14 protein-coding genes are annotated in these 17539 nt (G+C 62.9%); 7 read left to right on the top strand and 7 right to left on the bottom strand.

From position 1 onward, the window contains the following. Positions 1-13 precede the first annotated feature (13 nt). From AC1DTF_RS23770 to AC1DTF_RS23760, 3 genes are read left to right on the top strand one after another with little or no spacing between them, the layout of a single operon-like run. Positions 14-1501 (top strand): ABC transporter substrate-binding protein, encoded by a 1488-nt coding sequence (locus tag AC1DTF_RS23770; RefSeq protein ID WP_477475845.1) that lies wholly within the window; start codon positions 14-16, stop codon positions 1499-1501. Between the two features lie 11 nt (positions 1502-1512). Next, on the top strand, positions 1513-2502 hold the full coding sequence (locus AC1DTF_RS23765; RefSeq protein WP_477475844.1) for an ABC transporter ATP-binding protein: 990 nt from the start codon (positions 1513-1515) through the stop codon (positions 2500-2502). Next, positions 2499-3248, top strand: a complete 750-nt coding sequence (locus AC1DTF_RS23760; RefSeq protein ID WP_477475843.1) for an ABC transporter ATP-binding protein — start codon at positions 2499-2501, stop codon at positions 3246-3248. Before AC1DTF_RS23765 ends, AC1DTF_RS23760 begins: the two co-directional genes overlap by 4 nt. A 25-nt stretch (positions 3249-3273) precedes the next feature. Here the strand turns inward: AC1DTF_RS23760 and AC1DTF_RS23755 are convergent, their stop codons facing one another. From AC1DTF_RS23755 to AC1DTF_RS23745, 3 genes are all read right to left on the bottom strand, one after another. Beyond that, positions 3274-3441: a hypothetical protein gene (locus tag AC1DTF_RS23755; RefSeq protein WP_477475842.1), complete on the bottom strand. Its 168-nt coding sequence runs from the start codon at positions 3439-3441 to the stop codon at positions 3274-3276. A 269-nt stretch (positions 3442-3710) separates the two neighbouring features. After that, positions 3711-5090: an ABC transporter substrate-binding protein gene (locus AC1DTF_RS23750; protein WP_477475841.1), complete on the bottom strand. Its 1380-nt coding sequence runs from the start codon at positions 5088-5090 to the stop codon at positions 3711-3713. 172 nt (positions 5091-5262) lie between these two features. After that, entirely contained in the window at positions 5263-6285 is a 1023-nt protein-coding gene (locus AC1DTF_RS23745; protein WP_477475840.1) for a phosphotriesterase family protein, read from the bottom strand. Positions 6286-6863: 578 nt separating this feature from the next. Here AC1DTF_RS23745 and AC1DTF_RS23740 point away from each other — a divergent pair. From AC1DTF_RS23740 to AC1DTF_RS23725, 4 genes are all read left to right on the top strand, one after another. Continuing rightward, entirely contained in the window at positions 6864-8399 is a 1536-nt protein-coding gene (locus AC1DTF_RS23740) for a PucR family transcriptional regulator (RefSeq protein ID WP_477475839.1), read from the top strand. Between the two features lie 98 nt (positions 8400-8497). Further along, positions 8498-9715 carry an MFS transporter gene (locus AC1DTF_RS23735; protein WP_477475838.1) on the top strand — a complete coding sequence of 406 codons (1218 nt, stop codon included), beginning with the start codon at positions 8498-8500 and terminating at the stop codon, positions 9713-9715. A 214-nt stretch (positions 9716-9929) separates the two neighbouring features. Next, positions 9930-10868, top strand: a complete 939-nt coding sequence (locus AC1DTF_RS23730) for an ABC transporter permease (RefSeq protein WP_477475837.1) — start codon at positions 9930-9932, stop codon at positions 10866-10868. Continuing rightward, positions 10855-11763, top strand: coding sequence for an ABC transporter permease (locus AC1DTF_RS23725; protein WP_477475836.1), 909 nt, complete (start codon positions 10855-10857; stop codon positions 11761-11763). The genes AC1DTF_RS23730 and AC1DTF_RS23725 overlap by 14 nt, the downstream gene beginning before the upstream one ends. Before the next feature lie 101 nt (positions 11764-11864). Here AC1DTF_RS23725 and AC1DTF_RS23720 read toward each other — a convergent pair whose 3' ends face one another. From AC1DTF_RS23720 to AC1DTF_RS23705, 4 genes are all read right to left on the bottom strand, one after another. Then, positions 11865-13418 carry a PucR family transcriptional regulator gene (locus tag AC1DTF_RS23720; RefSeq protein WP_477475835.1) on the bottom strand — a complete coding sequence of 518 codons (1554 nt, stop codon included), beginning with the start codon at positions 13416-13418 and terminating at the stop codon, positions 11865-11867. A gap of 281 nt (positions 13419-13699) precedes the next feature. Continuing rightward, positions 13700-14833 carry a CaiB/BaiF CoA transferase family protein gene (locus AC1DTF_RS23715; RefSeq protein WP_477475834.1) on the bottom strand — a complete coding sequence of 378 codons (1134 nt, stop codon included), beginning with the start codon at positions 14831-14833 and terminating at the stop codon, positions 13700-13702. Further along, entirely contained in the window at positions 14830-16302 is a 1473-nt protein-coding gene (locus AC1DTF_RS23710; protein ID WP_477475833.1) for an aldehyde dehydrogenase family protein, read from the bottom strand. The genes AC1DTF_RS23715 and AC1DTF_RS23710 overlap by 4 nt, the downstream gene beginning before the upstream one ends. Positions 16303-16335: 33 nt before the next feature. Beyond that, complete coding sequence (locus AC1DTF_RS23705; protein WP_477475858.1) at positions 16336-17529, bottom strand: acyl-CoA dehydrogenase family protein; 1194 nt, start codon at positions 17527-17529, stop codon at positions 16336-16338. Between the last annotated feature and the right edge of the window lie 10 nt (positions 17530-17539).

Here is a 17539-nt window from a genome sequence, read left to right as displayed (position 1 = left end):
CACTAATCGGAGGATGGCGCTGGTCATCGCGCTGCTGACCACATTGGTATGGGGATTGAGCGCCTGTGGCGGCGGCGCACCACAAACCGGGACCGACTCGGTGGTACTGGGGGAGCCGGCCAAGATCACGACACTGGACCCCAATCTCGCCTACCAGGACACCGACGTCCACGCAGTCGGCCTGATCGCGGGCACGCTGTACGCCTACGACGGGGACGGCAACATCATCCCCGGCTTGGCCGAATCGGGCTCAGCCTCAGCCGATGGGTTGACGTGGACGTTCACCTTGCGCCCCGATTCGAAATTTTCCGACGGTTCGCCGTTGACGGCGACCGACGTCGCTGCCAGTTTGGAACGGGTTCGGACCAACCCGGAGAACATCTTCGCGGCGCTGACGGCAGACTGGAAACAGATCACTGCCACGGACCCTAGAACCGTCCTCGTGGCGCTCACCGCGCCGGCACCCAAGCTGGACGCACTGCTGTCCTACCCCTTCACGATGATCGTTCCGGCCGCGCATGCCGCCGACTCCGACTACTACGATGCACCCGTGTCGGCCGGCATGTTCGCGTTGGAGTCTTGGGGCGGCGGCTCGGAGGCAAAGTTCGTGCGCAACGAGAACTACTGGGGGGCAAAGCCGGTCGTCAAGAACATCACGATGACCGGCATCACCGACGCCAACACACGCATCAGCCAGGTGCGGTCCGGGCAGGTCAACTTTGCGCCCTTCATCCCGCCGAGCCTGGCCGATCAGGTGACCGCGCCCGCTCAGCTGATCGTCGGTGAGCTGTACGGCATCTACTCGCTGGTGCCGAACAACACGCTGGCACCTTTCGACAACCTCAATGTGCGTAAGGCGCTCTCGCTGGCGGTGGATCGTGAGCAGATCAACAAGATCGCGTGGCGCGGCAAGTCGCAGCCTCTGGCTGGCTTCTGGCCGCCGAAGATGGAGGGCTACGACGCGTCTGCACCGACCGGACGCGACGTCCCGGCCGCCCGCAACGCGCTGCAGGGCACACCTTGCCAGAACGGCTGCACAACCGAACTCTTCTTTACCTCCGGCTACCCGGCCGAGGCCGAGATGGCGACGATCATCAAGCAGAATCTTGCGGAGATCGGCATCACGGTGAATCTGCAGGACCTTGACCCGACGACGCTGTATAGCCGGTTGGCCGATGGGAAGATGCCGATGTACATCGCCGTGCAGCAGGACTACGTCAACCAGCCCTCCGGCCTATTGAACTACGCGCTGCAACAAGGTGGCAGCAACGCCAACTTCTCGTTCTACAACTCGCCTCAGATGGAGCAGCTGATCGCTGACGCCAACCAGCAGGGTGGCGAACAGCTCACCACAACGCTGGCCAAGATCGGCGGGCTGTTCCTTCAGGACGTTCCGTATGTGAACCTGACTCCATGGACCACCTTCGGAGCTGCGAATCTCCCGGAGGAAGGGCTGGTCACCCAGGCCGTCGCCGGGACGTACGACTTCAAGCGCGAATGAGGAGCAAGACGATGCAAGGGAACGAGGATGCTGTCGGCCCAACCTTGCTACAGGTCGAGAATCTCGCCGTCCGCATCGGCATGGTCGACGTCCTGACCGATGTCTCGTTGTCGATCGGAACGGGGTCGGCGCTGGCTGTCGTCGGTGAGACCGGGTCGGGAAAGAGCATCTCGTGTCGGGCCGTCGCGGGCTTGCTACCCCGACTGGGAGGCCAGATCGTCGGGGGCCGAATTACTCTGCGCGGCCAGGATCTAGTAGGTGCTTCGCCGCGGGACTGGGCTCAGATACGTGGTCGCAGAATTGGGTTCATCCCACAGGCCTCGATTGCCTCGCTAGACCCGGTCATGAAGGTCGGCAAGCAACTCCTGGAAACCATCAACAACCTCGACCCCGACGTTGACGCCATGCAGCGTTGCAGGGAACTGCTGCTCGACGTCCGTATGCACGACGTGGAACGAGTGATGAACTCCTATCCGCACCAGCTGTCCGGCGGCATGCGCCAGCGCGTGATGATCGCGCTGGCGTTGGCGGGGCGACCCGAGTTGCTCATCGCCGATGAGCCGACCACCGCGCTCGACGCAACTGTCCAGCGGTCCATTCTCGATCTGCTCACGAAACTCCGGGAAGAGAAAGGTATGGGCCTACTGGTAGTCACCCATGACCTCTCGCTCGCGGAGTACTTTGCTCACGAGATCGTCGTGATGTACAGCGGCGCAACGGTGGAACGTGGGCCGACCAAAGTCCTCCTGAATCACGCAGCCCACCCTTATACCCGAGCGCTGCTGTCGGCCAGAGTTGCTACCGCCGATCGCGGACAACCGCTGACTGTCATGCCCGGCACTCCACTTTCGCCGACGCATCGACCCCACGGCTGCAACTTTCGGCCGCGATGCGCCTTCGCCGAGCACGGATGTGAAGCAGCCGAGCCGCTCCTGGGAACTGTGGGTAGGGATCACGCGTCGGCGTGCTTCCGTTTCGAGGAAGTCTTGAAGGCATCATGAGCACCCGTATCGAGGCGGTCGGCGCCGGTACCTCCTACGCCCCCGAGTCGCCGCTGACAATTCGTGATGTCGACCTCACCGTCGAGCCGGGATCAGCCATCGGCCTGGTCGGCGAAAGCGGCAGCGGTAAGACAACATTGGCTCGACTGCTGCTCGGATGGCTGCATCCAACCCAAGGCTCTGTAACCGTCAACGGAACACCGTGGGTTGACGTGAAACGCAGGTCATCACTGCATGGCAAGGTGCAGTACATCTTTCAAGACCCGTATGGATCACTTAATCCGTACATGACCGGCTTGCAGGCCGTGACTGAGTCTGCACAAGTGCACCGCGACCTCGCCAAGGAACAGGCGCGCAACGTCGCGCAAGAGATCCTCGAAAGCACCGGCTTATCGCAAGACGCCATGATCCGACGACCGGCCAGCCTCAGCGGAGGGCAGCGGCAACGCATTGGGATCGCTCGTGCCTTGGCAGCGGACCCCGACATCATCATTGCCGACGAACCCACCTCTGCGCTCGACGTCTCAGTGCAGGCGCAGATCCTCAATCTGCTACTGACCCTGCAGCGAGACCGCGGCATCGGACTGGTGTTGGTCTCTCACGACCTCGGAGTGGTGCGGCTTCTCACAGATCACGCGTTGGTTATCTACCAGGGCCGTGTCATCGAACGCGGCCCCACCCAGGAACTGCTCACAAACCCCGCCGAGGACTACACCAAGCTTCTCGTCGAATCCGCATCGATCTGAGTGCTTCGGCGACATGGAGGCTGAGTCAGCCCTCGAAACCACGCGTCCGTCTGGCGGCGTCCGAGGCGGCGACATGCTCGACTTTCTGCATCGTTGGTACCTGTACGAAGGAGGCCTCGCCGCCGACATGTTCGTCCAGTTCGGGCTGACGCCTGCAGCTTGTTTCAGCCGCGTCCTGGATCTGCTCCACCATGATCACCCGTCGTACTCACCGGTCGCGATGGTCGGCATGCGATGAGTTTGCCGAGCGCGGCTCTGGTCGGATATCAGACGGTCTCGCAGCGTTCCCGCATCGGAGTGGCGAGGTCGTTGGAGCGGCCTCTGGCAAGAGCCCGAACTGGTGCGTATTGACTTGGCAGGTTTGGCGTTTTACGCAACGGCGTATCCGTCGGAGTAGTACCAACCRCTCCAGCGACAAAGTGCGCTGATGTCGCCGTGAGACTTCCGGCCGCGGTTGACCGTTTACTGCCGTGGCGAGGCGAATTCCCTCTGTCGAGCCACGTCGATCGTGCCAGTCCGCGTATATCGGACGTCATCGACGTTCTCGCGTTTTGCCACCAGAACTGGGTAATTGGTCACGGTGACGAACGGTGTGTCAGCAGCCCAGAGTTTTTCGATCGCCTTCATCGCCGACTCGCGTTGGACACCGACGCCTACAAAGACTTCGTCAATGAGTGTGCGGGCTTCCGCGGAATCGTAGAACGAGAAATTTGATGCACCGCTGTCGTATTGCAGTTCGTAGGATAGGAACCCTGTCGGGATAGGCAGGAAATCGTACTGGCCGCTGAGCGCGATCTGGTGTTCCCCGGCGCCGACCTTGTTATAGAACGTAGCGGTATCCATCGAGCTGATCTGTATCCGGATGCCGACCTGTTCAAGATTCTGCTGCAGAACGGTCGCCATTTCGCGGAGGTACGGGTAGTAGGAGTTGTGCATTAGCAGAACATCACAGCCATTCTGGCAAGGTGTTCCCTCAAGCTGGGCGCGGGCTGCGGCAGTATCCGGCGGGGGAGCGGGTTGCGCCGTCCAGCCGGAGATTCCCGAGGGCCAGAATCCTGATTGTGGTCGAGCCGAGCCGCCAAAGGCGACCTGGTTGATCTGATCGCGATCTACGGCCAAAGACACTGCGCGGCGCACTCGTTCGTCGTTGAAAGGGGCTTTCTCGTTGTTGGTGGCTATAGAGATGGTTCCGTAGAGATCGACAACTTCGCCGGCCGCACCGCCGTCGAGTTGATCGCGTAGTGCGAACGGCAGCTGCGGGAAGATATCGATCTGGCCCGTGCGGACTTGCGCAACTCCGGTGGTCGGGTCGGTCACAGTGCGGAACACGAGTTCCTCGACAAGGCCGCGAGGTCCCCAGTAATTGGGGTTCTTCTCCATCACTACGGTGTCAGAACCGCCCCATGACTTCAGGCGGTACGGCCCGGCCATCACCGGATGGTCGAAGAACGCGTCGCCTTGCGCGATCCCACTGGCGGGAAGGATCACGGTGAACGCTTCGGACAGGATTGACGGCAGATCGGTGAAGGGCTCCTCGAGGTCGATACGTACCGTCGTGTCATCGACTCTGACTACCGAACGCCAGCCGCTAACCAGCCCGGAGAACGCGTTGTTGGGGTTGGTGCGCACTCGCTCGAGAGTGGCCACCACATCATCGGCTGTCAGTGGAGATCCGTCGGAGAACAGAAGTCCGTCGCGGAGAACAAAGGTCCATGAGAGCCGGTTCGGGGCCTCGGTAGCCGACTGGGCGAGGGACAGGTGCACGTCACCGTCGCCGGTGAACTCGAAGAGACCCGCGCCGATCAGATGAACGGTCTGAAAATCCGGGTCGGTGTAAGCCAAGACCGGGTCCAACGTACTGGCTTTGGACGCCCACCCGACGGTGACTCGTGCCTCATTTGCGGATTCAGAAGGAGGTGGTCCACCGCACCCGACGATATACACCAAGACTGTCGAAAGCAGCAGCGCGAAAAAGCGAAGTGCCAACTTGAAGGACACCATCGTGGAGTCGTCCTCATCTCAATTCAGCGGGCTGCAGCAGCGTGTTCCGTGCGCCGGGATAGCGGTCCGGGTCGACCGCGAGAATCCGCCGGGGTGTGTGCCGCGTGATCTGTTCGATCTGGCTCTGCTCGACACCGCGGTCACGCAGCGCAGGCAGGATGGCAGTATGAACACGGCTGAATTCACAGACATACCAGCCTTTATCGTAGGTATGCCATCCGTCGGTTCCTCGGCAGCACGCCGTGTGATCATGCGACAACGCGATGCGGTCAGCGAATCCAGCTTGCACCAACTGGTAGGCCATCTCGACCCACTGCGCGTCGTCGCGCACTGGCAGACCAATCATGTCCAAGCCGAGGGTCACCCCCCGATCGGCGAGTGCGCAGAGCCGGTCGATCCCCTCCACGCCAACTCCCCACCCCATATGCCCAATGACGACCCGGTCGAGGTCGGCTCCGTTATCGGTCAGAATGTCGACCTGTTCCTCGGCCCAGTTGCTGTGATGGGTGTGGGTGGTAATGGCCAAACCGGTGGCGCGTTGGGCTTGCGCAGCCCCGGCGAAGATCATCGTCTCAATCTCGCTGATGGCCTTCAGGCTGGACGCGACCTTGATGATTCCGGGTTTGACGCCGGAGCCGTCGATGCCGTCAGTCGCGTCCCTGACCAGGGCATCACGGACCCGGCGTGCGGTGCCGCCTGCCATCGGAAACATCCATATGGGCATCTGAACTTGGTCGTGGGCGTACCAGCCGGTCGCTACGACGATATTGAGTTCGGTCTGGACCGCCACGTGTGCCAGCAGTAGCGGTGGCGGGGCGATTCCCCGCGGGCTGACATCGACGAGCGTCTCGACTCCCACGGCCTGGGCCTCCGAAAGCCGTTGGAGCACAACGTTCACGGGTACAACGCTCGCGAGCGGGTCCARTCCGGCATAGTGGGCGGAGTCGTGGAAAAGATGCTCGTGCATCAAGGTTTCGCCGAGCGAAGCAGGATCAATTGCTCCACGGACGGTTTGAATGAAGGGCGCGTGAGCCAATGACGGGGTTCCTTCCTCGCTGGGCTGACGCTAGAGCGGAGGAGTCCGGGTCGCCATCAGAGTGCACACAACGGCAGGGGCACAAATTGTGCGAATGACAATCGACGCCGCATTTGATGCGCGTGTTGTCCAATGATGTCGCGTCCTCACGGCGGACCTCGGCTGTCCCCGCAGATGCAGTGCGCTTCGGCTTCGACCAATACGACAATCCGCGGTGCTGATTCCGGCCGATATAGCAACCGGCCATGCCTGAAGTCGGATCCCACCGTTTCGCGTCGCGCAATTCCTATGCGGTGCAACAACCTCGGTGCGACATACCGCTGAAAGGTGCGGCAGTGTGCAACTCGCCCACCAGGTAGTGGGAGCCAGTGTTTCCCTCGAGGCAACGCAGTGCCCACACCCAGATCGGTACGTGAAACCCCGCATATGACATGAGCAATGCCGCGGCTTGTGAATGTTACAAGATATTCATCATTTCCGGTGTGGTTGCCGCCACAGTGAAGTACCGTTTGTTACTTCTTGTGGTGGTCGCATGACATGGCCCCGCTACCCTTCGTTTGAAAGGTCCGGCGGTTCTGGTGGTTGCATTGAGTCGATTTACCGTGCACGACTTACTCGTTGGGTCTGGTCTGGATCTGAGGTTGGTGGCGGGCGGGCCGGACCACACCGAAGTCGAGATCGCCGGGTTGGTCACCTGCGACATGGGCGACGTTGACCGCGTCGCGGCTGAACAGTGGGCTGTGTTGTGCACAGGAGTTGCGTTTGCGAGCGCGGATGAGCAGTGCGCACTCATCAGCGACCTTGACAGGGCTCGGTGCGCGGCACTGATACTCGCACCCGCGGCGATGAACCGAGACGTGCCGCAGGCTCTGGTTGAGCAGGCCGAGAAGGTGGGGGTTGCGGTCTTGGAGTTGAGCAGTACCGATCAGATCTGCGCCCTTACCCAATACGTGTGGAAACAGGTTCAGACGCTCAATGGGACAGCGGCCATGAAGGTGGCGGCGATTGACCGACTGTTGATGTCGGCGTTCGCCGACAGCGCGCCCGAACCGGCCTTGGTGCGCCGCTTGGCGCGAGTGCTGGACTGTGAGACAACGCTGGTGCGCGACGGCCAGTATCGCACGGGTAACGACTCCATTCCGACGGACGAGGTGTTGGCCGTTGCGCGAGGACGCCAGGAGCTTGCCCGGTTCGAGCTCGACGACTGGCATGGCATCGTGCTCCGGCTCGGCACTGTCGATGAGGATGATGCGGTCATTTTCTGCAGTCCGCGCCACTCACCGCTGCCTGACTTACTCGAGCCGGTGGCCTTATCGAGCGCGCCGTTGTTCAAGATGGCGGATCGCTTGTGCACGCTGGAAGTGTCACAGCAAGCTGCGGCCGCCCGAGCGGCGTTCGACACGCTCCTGGCGAACGGTGAACCGGGGGAGGCCGAGACAGCAATGAGACGGCTGGCCCAGCTGGGCTTCGACCGCACTCAGTACGCCGTGGCGCTGGCAGACAGCAGAAGCCCAGAAGCCTCGGTGCGTGCGGTGAACTACTCCTACGAAGCAAACGTTGCGACGGTGCACGAAGGCGCCGTGGCGATCCTGATATTCGGTTCGCCCGACGACGCCACCTTGGCGCGCCGCGTCAACGCGTGGAGCGTGGACAGCCTCCTGGTTGGACGGACAGTCACCCACCCCACCGAGGTGCCGCGGTCGTGGACTGACGCTTCGGTGATGCGCCGCAGCTCCGCCGTCGCGGCCCCCGTCGCACGTTATGACAGCCTGTCGTTGCCGGACCTGCTGCTCGCGGAGTTACCTCTGGACCGTATCGGGGACCGCGTGCACCAATGGCTGGGCCCGCTCATCGAGCAGCCGCTTTACCTCGACACCGTGCTGGCATTCTTGAAGTCTGATTTCAGTGTCAACTGCACAGCAACGGCACTGGGAATCCATGCAAACTCGGTGCGCTATCGGCTACGGCGAGCTGAAGAGCTTCTCGGGAGTGACCTTCGTAAGCCGAGTGCGTTGATGGCGCTTTATGTGGCGATGGGGCAGCGATGGGCGGATGGTTCACGCGAACCTACCGCTGGCGCAACGTCGCCGGTGTTGACGCGGATGGCCGGATAGCTCGGTAGGGCAATTGTGCAATCGACAAGTTCATCGCTCGCGCGGTCGCACGTTGCCCATTCTGGCCGGCTGCCGGTTGGCGTTGTATTAAGACCATCATGGTCACCGAGAACGCACGACCGATGTCGCGCCAATTGTTCGTCGCCATTGTGCTGGCAATTGTGGTCGAAGGTGCGCTGTACTCAGCGCTCGTGCCGCAACTACCGCAACTAACACGCCAGTTTGGTCTCTCGCCGACCGCGTCGGGGTTGCTGATGTCGGGCTACAGCGGTGGCTTGGTACTCGGATCACTCTTGTGTATCCCGCTGTTGCGCAGGCTGCCTGCACGCGCAGGCGTAGTACTGGGACTGGCGATCTTCGCGGTCACGACCGCGGTCTTCGCGGTAACCACCGACAGTGCTGTCCTGCTGATGTCGCGATTGGGTCAGGGCGTCTCCTCGGGTCTGCTCTGGACCGCTTGCGTCGTTTGGTTATTGAGCACCTCCGCGCCCCAACGTCGCGGCGCGACCCTGGGGCGGGCGCTGAGCTACACCTTCATCGGGACCGTCGCTGGACCGGCGATCGGCACACTGGCTACTCAGATCGGCCGCCCAATCAGCTATCTCACGGTAGCGGCGATGTGCTTGTGCGTCACCGTGTGGGTGCTACTCCTGGTCGCCCCGTCCTACTATTCTCGCTCAGACTCGGCCCCGGGTGCCGGACAAACCGGCTCAGCACCACGGTCGGTGGCGTTTCTCGGCATCTGGGTGGTCGCGTATTCTGGGATGTGTATCGGCATGGTCAACGTGGTCGGCCCTTTGTGGTTGTCTGGCCTGGGTGCAGCAGATCTCAGCATTGGCGCGGTCTTCATTGTGGCGGCGGTAGCCACCATCTCGGTCAGCGCGCTGGCGGGGATCGGGGTGGACAGGTTTGGCGCAGCCACTCCGCTGATCGGTAGTTGCATCGTCACGGTCGTCTTGTTCGCGTTGACACCGATGTTGGGGTCGTGGCCGCTGTACGCCTCGGCGACTGTTGCCACGCTGACGGTGCTGTTCGTGTGCTTCGTCTCTGGCCAAACCGCATTGACTCGCTCCGGGGAGGATGCGGGGTGGTCGTTGCAGTTTTGCACGGCGATTTCAGCGGTGACCTGGGGTGGCGGTGAGACGGTTGGCGCGGTGCTTGCTGGTACCGGACTAGGGCGGTGGGGGCCTAACGCGACGGTGATCATGGTGACCGCTCTGACACTGGTCACCCTGATTGCGGTGGTTACCGTAGCTAGAACGCGGCAAGCGGGTGGCTTCCAACGAGGGGTGCCCGAACCGATGCCGCCCTTGTGACCAACTGTACGAGCGGGTGGATGTCGCGCATTTTCCAAGCTGGCACAGCCAAGTTGGTCAATTTCTAAGACCGCGCATGGAAGCGGCCTGCTTACGCTCGACCCATGATCGGTCCCGAAGGGCCAAGAGTTCAGGAGGTGGCACGCTGACTACTACATCCGCGCGCCGTCTACGCAATCGGCTACGCAGCCCCAATGCCGGCGCGGGCGCGCGCTTGATCAGACTGATCGGGCAGGCGATGGTGGTTGCGTTCGTCGTGGTGGTCCTCACGTTTCTGCTCGTGCGTGTGGTCCCCGGCGATCCTGCGACCGCGATTTTGGGTAGCAAAGGCAGCGATGCAGCCAAACAAGCATTGCGAGAGTCGCTGAATCTGAATCAGCCGCTGTACTCGCAGTTTCTGAATTACATCGCCGACGTGATACGAGGCGATCTCGGCAGATCGTTCTCCGGCGGGGGACGCAGTGTGATGTCGATCATCGGCACTTCGTTGAGCGTGACGTTGCCGGTGGTGGCAATCACGATGGTGATCTCGACGCTGATCGCGGTGCCGCTGGGGCTCTGGACCGGTTTACGCCGCGGCGCGGCGGACTTGGTGACCCGAGCCGTGATGACCGTTCTGTTGACGCTGCCACCGTTTTTCCTGGGCCTGCTGCTGCTATTGACCCTTGCGCTCAAGACCCCGCTGTTTCCCGCCGGCGGGTGGGCTGGGTACTGGCCGGAGAATCTCCAGTATGCGATCTTGCCGAGTCTGGCGTTGGCCGGCTATCTTGTGCCCATCCTCACCCGTGCGGTGAGGGCCGCGGCGATTACCGCGTCGCAACAGGCCTGGATGGAAGCCAGTTATTCGCGAGGGCTGGCGCCGATGCGGTTGGCGTTCGCACACGTCCTGCCCAACAGCCTGCTGCCGGTCATCACCCTGCTCGGCTACAACGTCGGTGTACTGATTGCGAGCGCCGTCGTGGTCGAAGCGATCTTCGGGCTGCCGGGGATAGGTCAGGAGCTGATCGCTGCCGTGAATCAGCGCGACTATCCGGTGATCCAAGGCATTGCTCTGGCTACCGCCTTGATCATCATCGCCGCAAATCTGGTTGCCGACTTGATCGTCGGCCTCGCAGATCCGCGGGGAAGGAAGTCCGCCAGTGACCGCAGTTGACATTTTGAGCACACCGAGTGCGAGTAACGGCCTGTCTGCACGAGCGCGCCTTCTGCGTCGCGGCTCAGGCACCCCCCAGCGCCATTGGGAACGGTGGGCCGGCTACCTCATGCTGGGCACCGTCGTGATGCTGTGCATCGTGGCGCCGATGCTGAGCCCGTACGGGCCCAACGACATCGTGGGTAATCCCTCGCAGCCGCCGTCGACACAGCACTGGTTCGGCACAGACACCGTGGGCCGCGACCTGTTCGTCAGGGTCTTCGTGGCGGGACGACTCGATCTGATGGCGGGATTCGCCGCCGTGGTGGCCTGCATGGTGATCGGCAGCATCATAGGGACGGTGGTGGGTTCGGGAAGTCGACGGTGGCCCGACACGGTCGTCATGCGAATTGTCGACGGGATTGTTGCATTTCCCTTCGTGATACTGGTGCTGGCACTGGTTGTCATCATTGGCTACAGTCGCACGCTTGGTCCGATACCTGCTGGTGTACCGGCAATCGTCGGGGCGATCATCATTGTGGACTGGACGGTCTACGCTCGGCTGGCCCGAAACGAATCGCGGGTCCTCAACGAGACGGACTATGTCGTCGCGGCCAGGATCTCTGGGTATCCGCAATGGCGGGTTGTTCTGCGGCACTTGATGCCTGGTGTCATTCGCGCAACAGGAAGCTACGCCGTAGCGGACTTCATGCTCATCATCGTCACGATCGCCTCATTGTCCTTCCTCGGCGCCGGTGTCCAGCCGCCCACCCCCGAATGGGGGGCCATCATGTATGAGGGCCGCGGGGTTCTCACCACCGCCTGGTGGATAACAACGTTGCCCGGTGTGGTGTTGGCTGTCACTGGTCTGTCGGTGGCGTTCATCGCAGACTCATTCCTGCAGAGCGATAGATAGTTACCGTCGTCGTGCTCGCAGCCGAGTTTGGCGCCAGCGCTCCACGCGCGAGGGTCAGGCGGTCACAATTCAGCCTGGAGAAGCCAGGCCCGCAAGCTCTTTCACTGACGATCTGCGTTTCCTGACGTTCCAAGCGAGCGCAGGTCACGTGCTTTGATCGCCAACCACAGTTCAGCTCGGGCATCGGCGGTGCTGAGGTCACTGTTGGTGAGTCCGCTGATCTTGACGAGCCGGTTACGCAGGGTGTGGCGATGGATTCCCAGGTCGGCTGCGGCACTCTCTATGTGACCGTTGTGCCGCAGATACGTTTCCAGGGTTGCCAGCAGACTGTCGCTGCGCGAATTCGCGTCCCGGTCAGCGGCAGCGAGGGGATGCAGCATGCGCGCAAGTAGGTCGAGTTCAGCGTTGGTGCGGTTTCCGAGGATCACCCCGAACACGCCGAGGTCGCCGAACTCGCGAAACTCACTGTCAGGGTGGGCGCGTGCCGCGGCGCGCGCCTGATCCGCGCCGAGATTCACGGTGTCGAAGGAGCCGGGCAGACTCAGGCCGCCACCGAGCGAGCGTTGAAGCTGCGCACCCAGGGCTTGTCGGAGTTCGGTGGCCGGCAATGAACTGTCTGCGGGTAGGACGACGATGGTTTCGTCACTGCCCGTGCACAACAGGTACGGCACGGTGCGGTCGTCGAGTACACGTTGAGCGTGCCGTTCTGCGGCCAGCGCGGGCCCGGTGTGCGTGAATACCGCCACGACGATCGGATCTTCAGGGGCAAAGCCGAAGTAGCGCAGTACGCCGGCGTCGATCGCGGCAGGTTCGGCGATCGCCAACCGCGTCACTGCGGCACGTAAACGCTGTTCTGCGTCGAGAACCCGAGCCGGCTTGTCCAACTCGATCGAGATGAGCGCGACGGCGTGGGAGACCAGAAGGCGGTCTGGCGGGCTGAGCGGATGGTCGGTACGCACTGCCAGATGGCCGCGCAGTGTTGGGGTCGCCCGCAGGGATTGCAGCGTGCAGTAACCCTGGCCCTCAGCTACCACCTTGCTGGAGGCAACGCGGGTTCCGCGGGTGTGGATGCCGGCAACGTGCCTACGGCATACCGCTGCCACTCTGTCGATCTCGGGGCCCTCAGCGGCAAGTACCGCGCCGTCGGAGCCGACGACGACGATGGTTGCCGACAGCGCCTTACTCAGCGCGTTCACGACGGCCGGCGTCCCGTTACGCAGGGCCGCTCGCGCCATCACTTCTTGTTGATCGACGATTCGTTGGACTGACCTGAGCTCATCGGCAGTCACTTCGTCGATGACGGCGCGGGTAATTGCAATGAACGGTGTGTGGGCGGGAACAGCGAGGACGGGCATGCCGAGCGCGTCTCCGGCGGAGACAATACCGGCAGGGACATGGGCGAAGGTGGTTCCGGTGTCGAAGGCCAGAGCCGCCACACCGGTGCGCGAAAGACGCGCCATGTAGTCGAACTGCTCCGCTTCGGTGACGCCGACACTCATTCCGGTGGTCATGACGAGCTCCCCACCGGAAAGGTAGGGGGAGGGGTCGCTCAGTTCAATGGCGTGAGCCCAGGTGATAGTGCGATCGCTGTTCTCCTGACCCGCGACGAGCGTCAGACCGAGATCACCGACGTGCGCCAGACGGCGGACGGTCATCGTCACGGTACGTCGCAATCGTTGTGTGCCGCCGCACGCTTGTCAGCCACGATCAGTCCCATTTCACCTGCAATGATAACGGCCAGGTACCGGTTCAACCGGTCCCTGCACTGGAGCCGGATCGAGGTCGGGCAGTGGCCGAGTACGGCGCGGGTGAGGATTGCACCGAGACAGGCCCGTCGTCAGCCCCGCAGAGGTGGGCTACGTCGGCRACAAGGCGTGGAGGCTTGGGTCGACTTCGCCGCCGCCGAGCCAGTGAATTGGACAGCCAGTTCACGTGTTTAAGCACGCGCTGTTTTTGTGGGGTCTCCTGCTCCCAACCGTGGCGGGGCGCTGCGGTAGGTCGGTGGAGTTGCCGACATCGAGATCGGATTGGCCACTTGTGGGGCTGGGCTACCTGGGATGGACACGGTGGCCGCGAGACCGAGTTTGTCGGCGAACGCAAAAGCCTCGGGCATGTCGTTGATCGGTCCTGCCGGGACCCCGACTCCGGTGAGCAGCGTGTACCAGTGATCAGCACCGTGGGTGAGCAAGACCGGAGTCAGGATCTCGCACAACACATCCCGGTTGGCGACCCGCAGTGTATTGGTAGCGAAACGCTCATCGACGGCCAGCGAGTCCAGCCCGACCGCACGGGCCAGCAGACCGAACTGTTTGTCGTTGCCGACGGCCAGTGCGATGGGCCGGTCGGCGGTGGAAAACGTCTGATACGGGGCAATGCTGGGGTGACGGTTGCCCATGATGACCGGCACCGCGCCGGCACCGAGATAGCCCGAGGCCTGATTGACCATCGACGACAGCAGCACCGCGAGCAGGTTGGTGTCGACACGTTGGCCTTCGCCGGTGCGCTCGCGGTGTGCCAGCGCCAGGAGAATTCCGGTGGTCGCGTGCATGCCGGCAAGAACGTCGACCACGGCGACACCGACTTTCGTCGGCGCATCGGGGGTCGGACCGGTGATGCTCATCAATCCGCCGACAGCCTGCACCAAGAGGTCGTAGCCGGGCAGATCGGCGCCGCCATCGCGACCGAATCCGGTGATGGCACAGTAGATCAGGTCAGGTTTCGTCTCTTTGAGGGCGTCGTAGCCCAAGCCCAGTTTCTCCATGGTTCCGGGACGGAAGTTCTCGACAACGATATCGGCGTCGGCTACCAAGTCACGGGCACGGGCTACATCGGCGGGATCAGTGAGGTCCAGAACGACGGAACGCTTGTTGCGATTGACGGAATTGAAATATGTGGCCACCCCGGCTGCATCGTAGGGTGGTCCCCATTCGCGCGTATCGTCACCGACGCCGGGGCGTTCTATCTTGATGATATCGGCGCCGAAATCGCCCAGCATCATGGTTGCGTACGGTCCTGCCAGAACCCGGCTGAAGTCGACGACCACCACACCGTCGAGTGCTGATGCGCTCATCGTTGGGGTGCTCCGCCGCGCAGGTACACCGTGGTGGTGTGGGTGAAGAACTCACGCGCGGCCGAACCCTGCTCCTTGGGTCCGAGACCGCTCTTCTTGGCGCCACCGAACGGCACGTGCGGGTCGGCGCCGGCGGACTCGGAATTGACGTGCAGTACGCCGACATCAATGTGGTCGACGGCCTGTAATGCTCGAGTCAGATCCTGGGTGAAAACCGCTGCCGAAAGCCCGAACTCGCTGTCATTGGCGAGCGAGAAAGCTGCTTCGGCATCCGCTGCACGGCGCACAGCCAGCACCGGGCCGAAGAGTTCGTCGGTCCAGATGTCAGCCGGTTGTCCACCGATCTCCACGACGGTAGGCGCGATGAAGTAGCCGCCACGCAAAGGCTCGTCGAGATCGATTCGCCCGCCTGCGATCGTCGAGGCGCCCTGAGCAGCGGCGGTGGCGATACCGGCCGAGATCGACGTGTGAGCCGAGTCGTTGACCACCGGCCCCATCTGGGTCGCGTCGTCGGCGGGGTCCCCGACCACGAGGGTCTCGACGCGGTCGGCCAACGCGGCGAGGAAGCGCTCGGCGATGCCTTCGGTGAGGATCAATCGTGATGTCGCCGTGCATTTTTGGCCCGCGGAACGGAAGGCCCCAAGGATCACCTGCTCGACTGCGAGGTCCAGATCGGCGTCGTCGAAGACTATGGCGGCGTTCTTGCCGCCCATCTCGCACTGTGCCGGCACCCCCCGCGCTGCGGCCGCGGCAGCAATGCGGCGTCCGATGCCGGTGGAACCGGTGAAAGTGACGGCGTCGACGCCCGGGTGGTTGACGATGCCATCACCGAGGTGAGAGCCACCGATGAGCAGATTGAGCGCTCCTGCGGGAAGGCCCGCTGTGTGCAGCGCCGAGGCCAGATGCACGGCAAGCAACGGAACCGTGCTGGCCGGTTTCCACACCACTGTGTTGCCGTAGATCAGAGCCGGGGCGATTTTCCAGGTCGGGATGGCGATCGGGAAATTAAATGGGGTGATCACACCGACCACGCCGACAGGTCTGCGGGTCACCAAGATCTGCTCGCCGGCCCGCGGGGATGAATAGATCTCTCCGGCTTGACGGTCGCCCTCGTTACCGAAGTAGCGCAAAATCTGAGCCGCCCGCAGTACCTCGCCGACGCCTTCGGCTTTGGTCTTACCTTCCTCCATGGCCAGATCCAGGCCCCAATCGGCGGCGTTGCGCTCGACGATCCCGGCCGCGGCCAATAGCACGGCGCCCCGCTGATGCATGGGGGTGCTCGCCCAACCGGCGGCGGCCTCGCCGGCCGCTGTTACGGCGGTGTCGAGGTCGGCGGTGGTGGCCGCACCTCCACGCGCGACGACCATCTGGGGCCGGGCGGGGTTGATGCTGCGCACCTCGTCGCCGCTGCCTGACACCCACTCACCGGCGATGAGGTGCTGCAGAGATACGGGGGTGAAGGCGGTCATTGAGAATCCCATTCAGATTGCGGGGGGAAGGTATTACCGGAAGGCGGCCTGGCCGGTCAGAGCCTTGCCGATGGAGAGTAGGTGCATCTCGGAAGTGCCTTCGTAGGTGAGCACCGATTCAAGGTTGTTGGCATGGCGCAGTGGTGAGTACTCCAAGGTGATGCCGCTGCCACCGAGCAGAGTGCGGCATTCCCGGGCGATCTTGATCGCTTCGCGGACATTGTTGAGTTTGCCCAACGACACCTGCTCGGGACGTACGTCGGCAGCGTCTTTAATCCGGCCGAGATGCAGGGCCAGCAGCACCCCTTTGCCCAACTCCAACGTCATGTTGGCCAGCTTCTCCTGGGTGAGCTGGAAACCCGACAGCGGCCGGTCGAACACTTCGCGGGTCTGCGTGTAGGCAATGGTGGTTTCCAGGCTGTCCCGGGCGGCGCCCAGTGCGCCGAAAACGATCCCGAACCGGGCTTCGTTGAGACATGACAGCGGTGCGCTGAGGCTCGTGGCGTGCGGCAGCTGCGCCGAGGCCGGCAACCGCACGTTGTCCAGCACCAACTCCGATGTCACGGACGCCCGCAGCGAGAGCTTCCGGTGGATCTCGTTGGCGGTGAACCCCGGGGTGTCGGTGGGCACGAGGAATCCACGCACCCCGTCGTCAGTCTGAGCCCATACGGTAGCGACATCGGCGAGGTTGCCGTTGGTGATCCACATTTTTGTGCCATTGAGCACCCAGTCAGTACCGTCGCGCCGCGCGCGGGTACGCATCCCGGCGGGGTTGGAACCGAAATCGGGTTCCGTCAGTCCGAAGCAGCCCACAGCGTCACCGGCGGCCAATCTGGGCAGCCACTCGTTCTTCTGCTCTTCGGAGCCGTAACGGTGGATCGAGAACATCGACAGCGAACCCTGCACCGAAACGAAGCTGCGGAAGCCACTGTCACCGGCTTCTAGTTCGAGACAGGCCAACCCGTAGCTGACGGCGTTGGTCCCGGCGCAGCCGTAGCCGTCCAGATGCATCCCCAGCACTCCGAGGCTGCCGAATTCTTTGGCCAATTCCTTTGGCAGAGTGCCGGATTCGAACCACCCGTCGACGTTGGGCCGCAGGCGGGTCTCGACGAACTTGCGCACCGTGGCGGCAATGTCGCGCTCGTCGTCGTCCAGCAACCGATCGATGTCGAACAACTCCATCGGGCCCACAGTTTTGGGTGCGGGCGGAGCGGGGGTGAGGGTCATGGTCAAACTC

Source organism: Mycobacterium sp. P4_H6, assembly GCF_056400845.1.
The sequence above is the reverse complement of the archived record's forward strand: the minus strand, read 5'-3'. Positions and strand labels throughout refer to the sequence as shown.

Bases quoted from the DNA above. Each gene is read 5' to 3' on its own strand.
- AC1DTF_RS23710 (WP_477475833.1), bottom strand. From the start codon at position 16,302: ATGACCGCCTTCACCCCCGTATCTCTGCAGCACCTCATCGCCGGTGAG.
- AC1DTF_RS23770 (WP_477475845.1), top strand. From the start codon at position 14: ATGGCGCTGGTCATCGCGCTGCTGACCACATTGGTATGGGGATTGAGC.
- AC1DTF_RS23705 (WP_477475858.1), bottom strand. From the start codon at position 17,529: ATGACCCTCACCCCCGCTCCGCCCGCACCCAAAACTGTGGGCCCGATG.
- AC1DTF_RS23720 (WP_477475835.1), bottom strand. From the start codon at position 13,418: ATGACCGTCCGCCGTCTGGCGCACGTCGGTGATCTCGGTCTGACGCTC.
- AC1DTF_RS23735 (WP_477475838.1), top strand. From the start codon at position 8,498: ATGGTCACCGAGAACGCACGACCGATGTCGCGCCAATTGTTCGTCGCC.
- AC1DTF_RS23715 (WP_477475834.1), bottom strand. From the start codon at position 14,833: ATGAGCGCATCAGCACTCGACGGTGTGGTGGTCGTCGACTTCAGCCGG.
- AC1DTF_RS23755 (WP_477475842.1), bottom strand. From the start codon at position 3,441: ATGGTGGAGCAGATCCAGGACGCGGCTGAAACAAGCTGCAGGCGTCAG.
- AC1DTF_RS23760 (WP_477475843.1), top strand. From the start codon at position 2,499: ATGAGCACCCGTATCGAGGCGGTCGGCGCCGGTACCTCCTACGCCCCC.
- AC1DTF_RS23765 (WP_477475844.1), top strand. From the start codon at position 1,513: ATGCAAGGGAACGAGGATGCTGTCGGCCCAACCTTGCTACAGGTCGAG.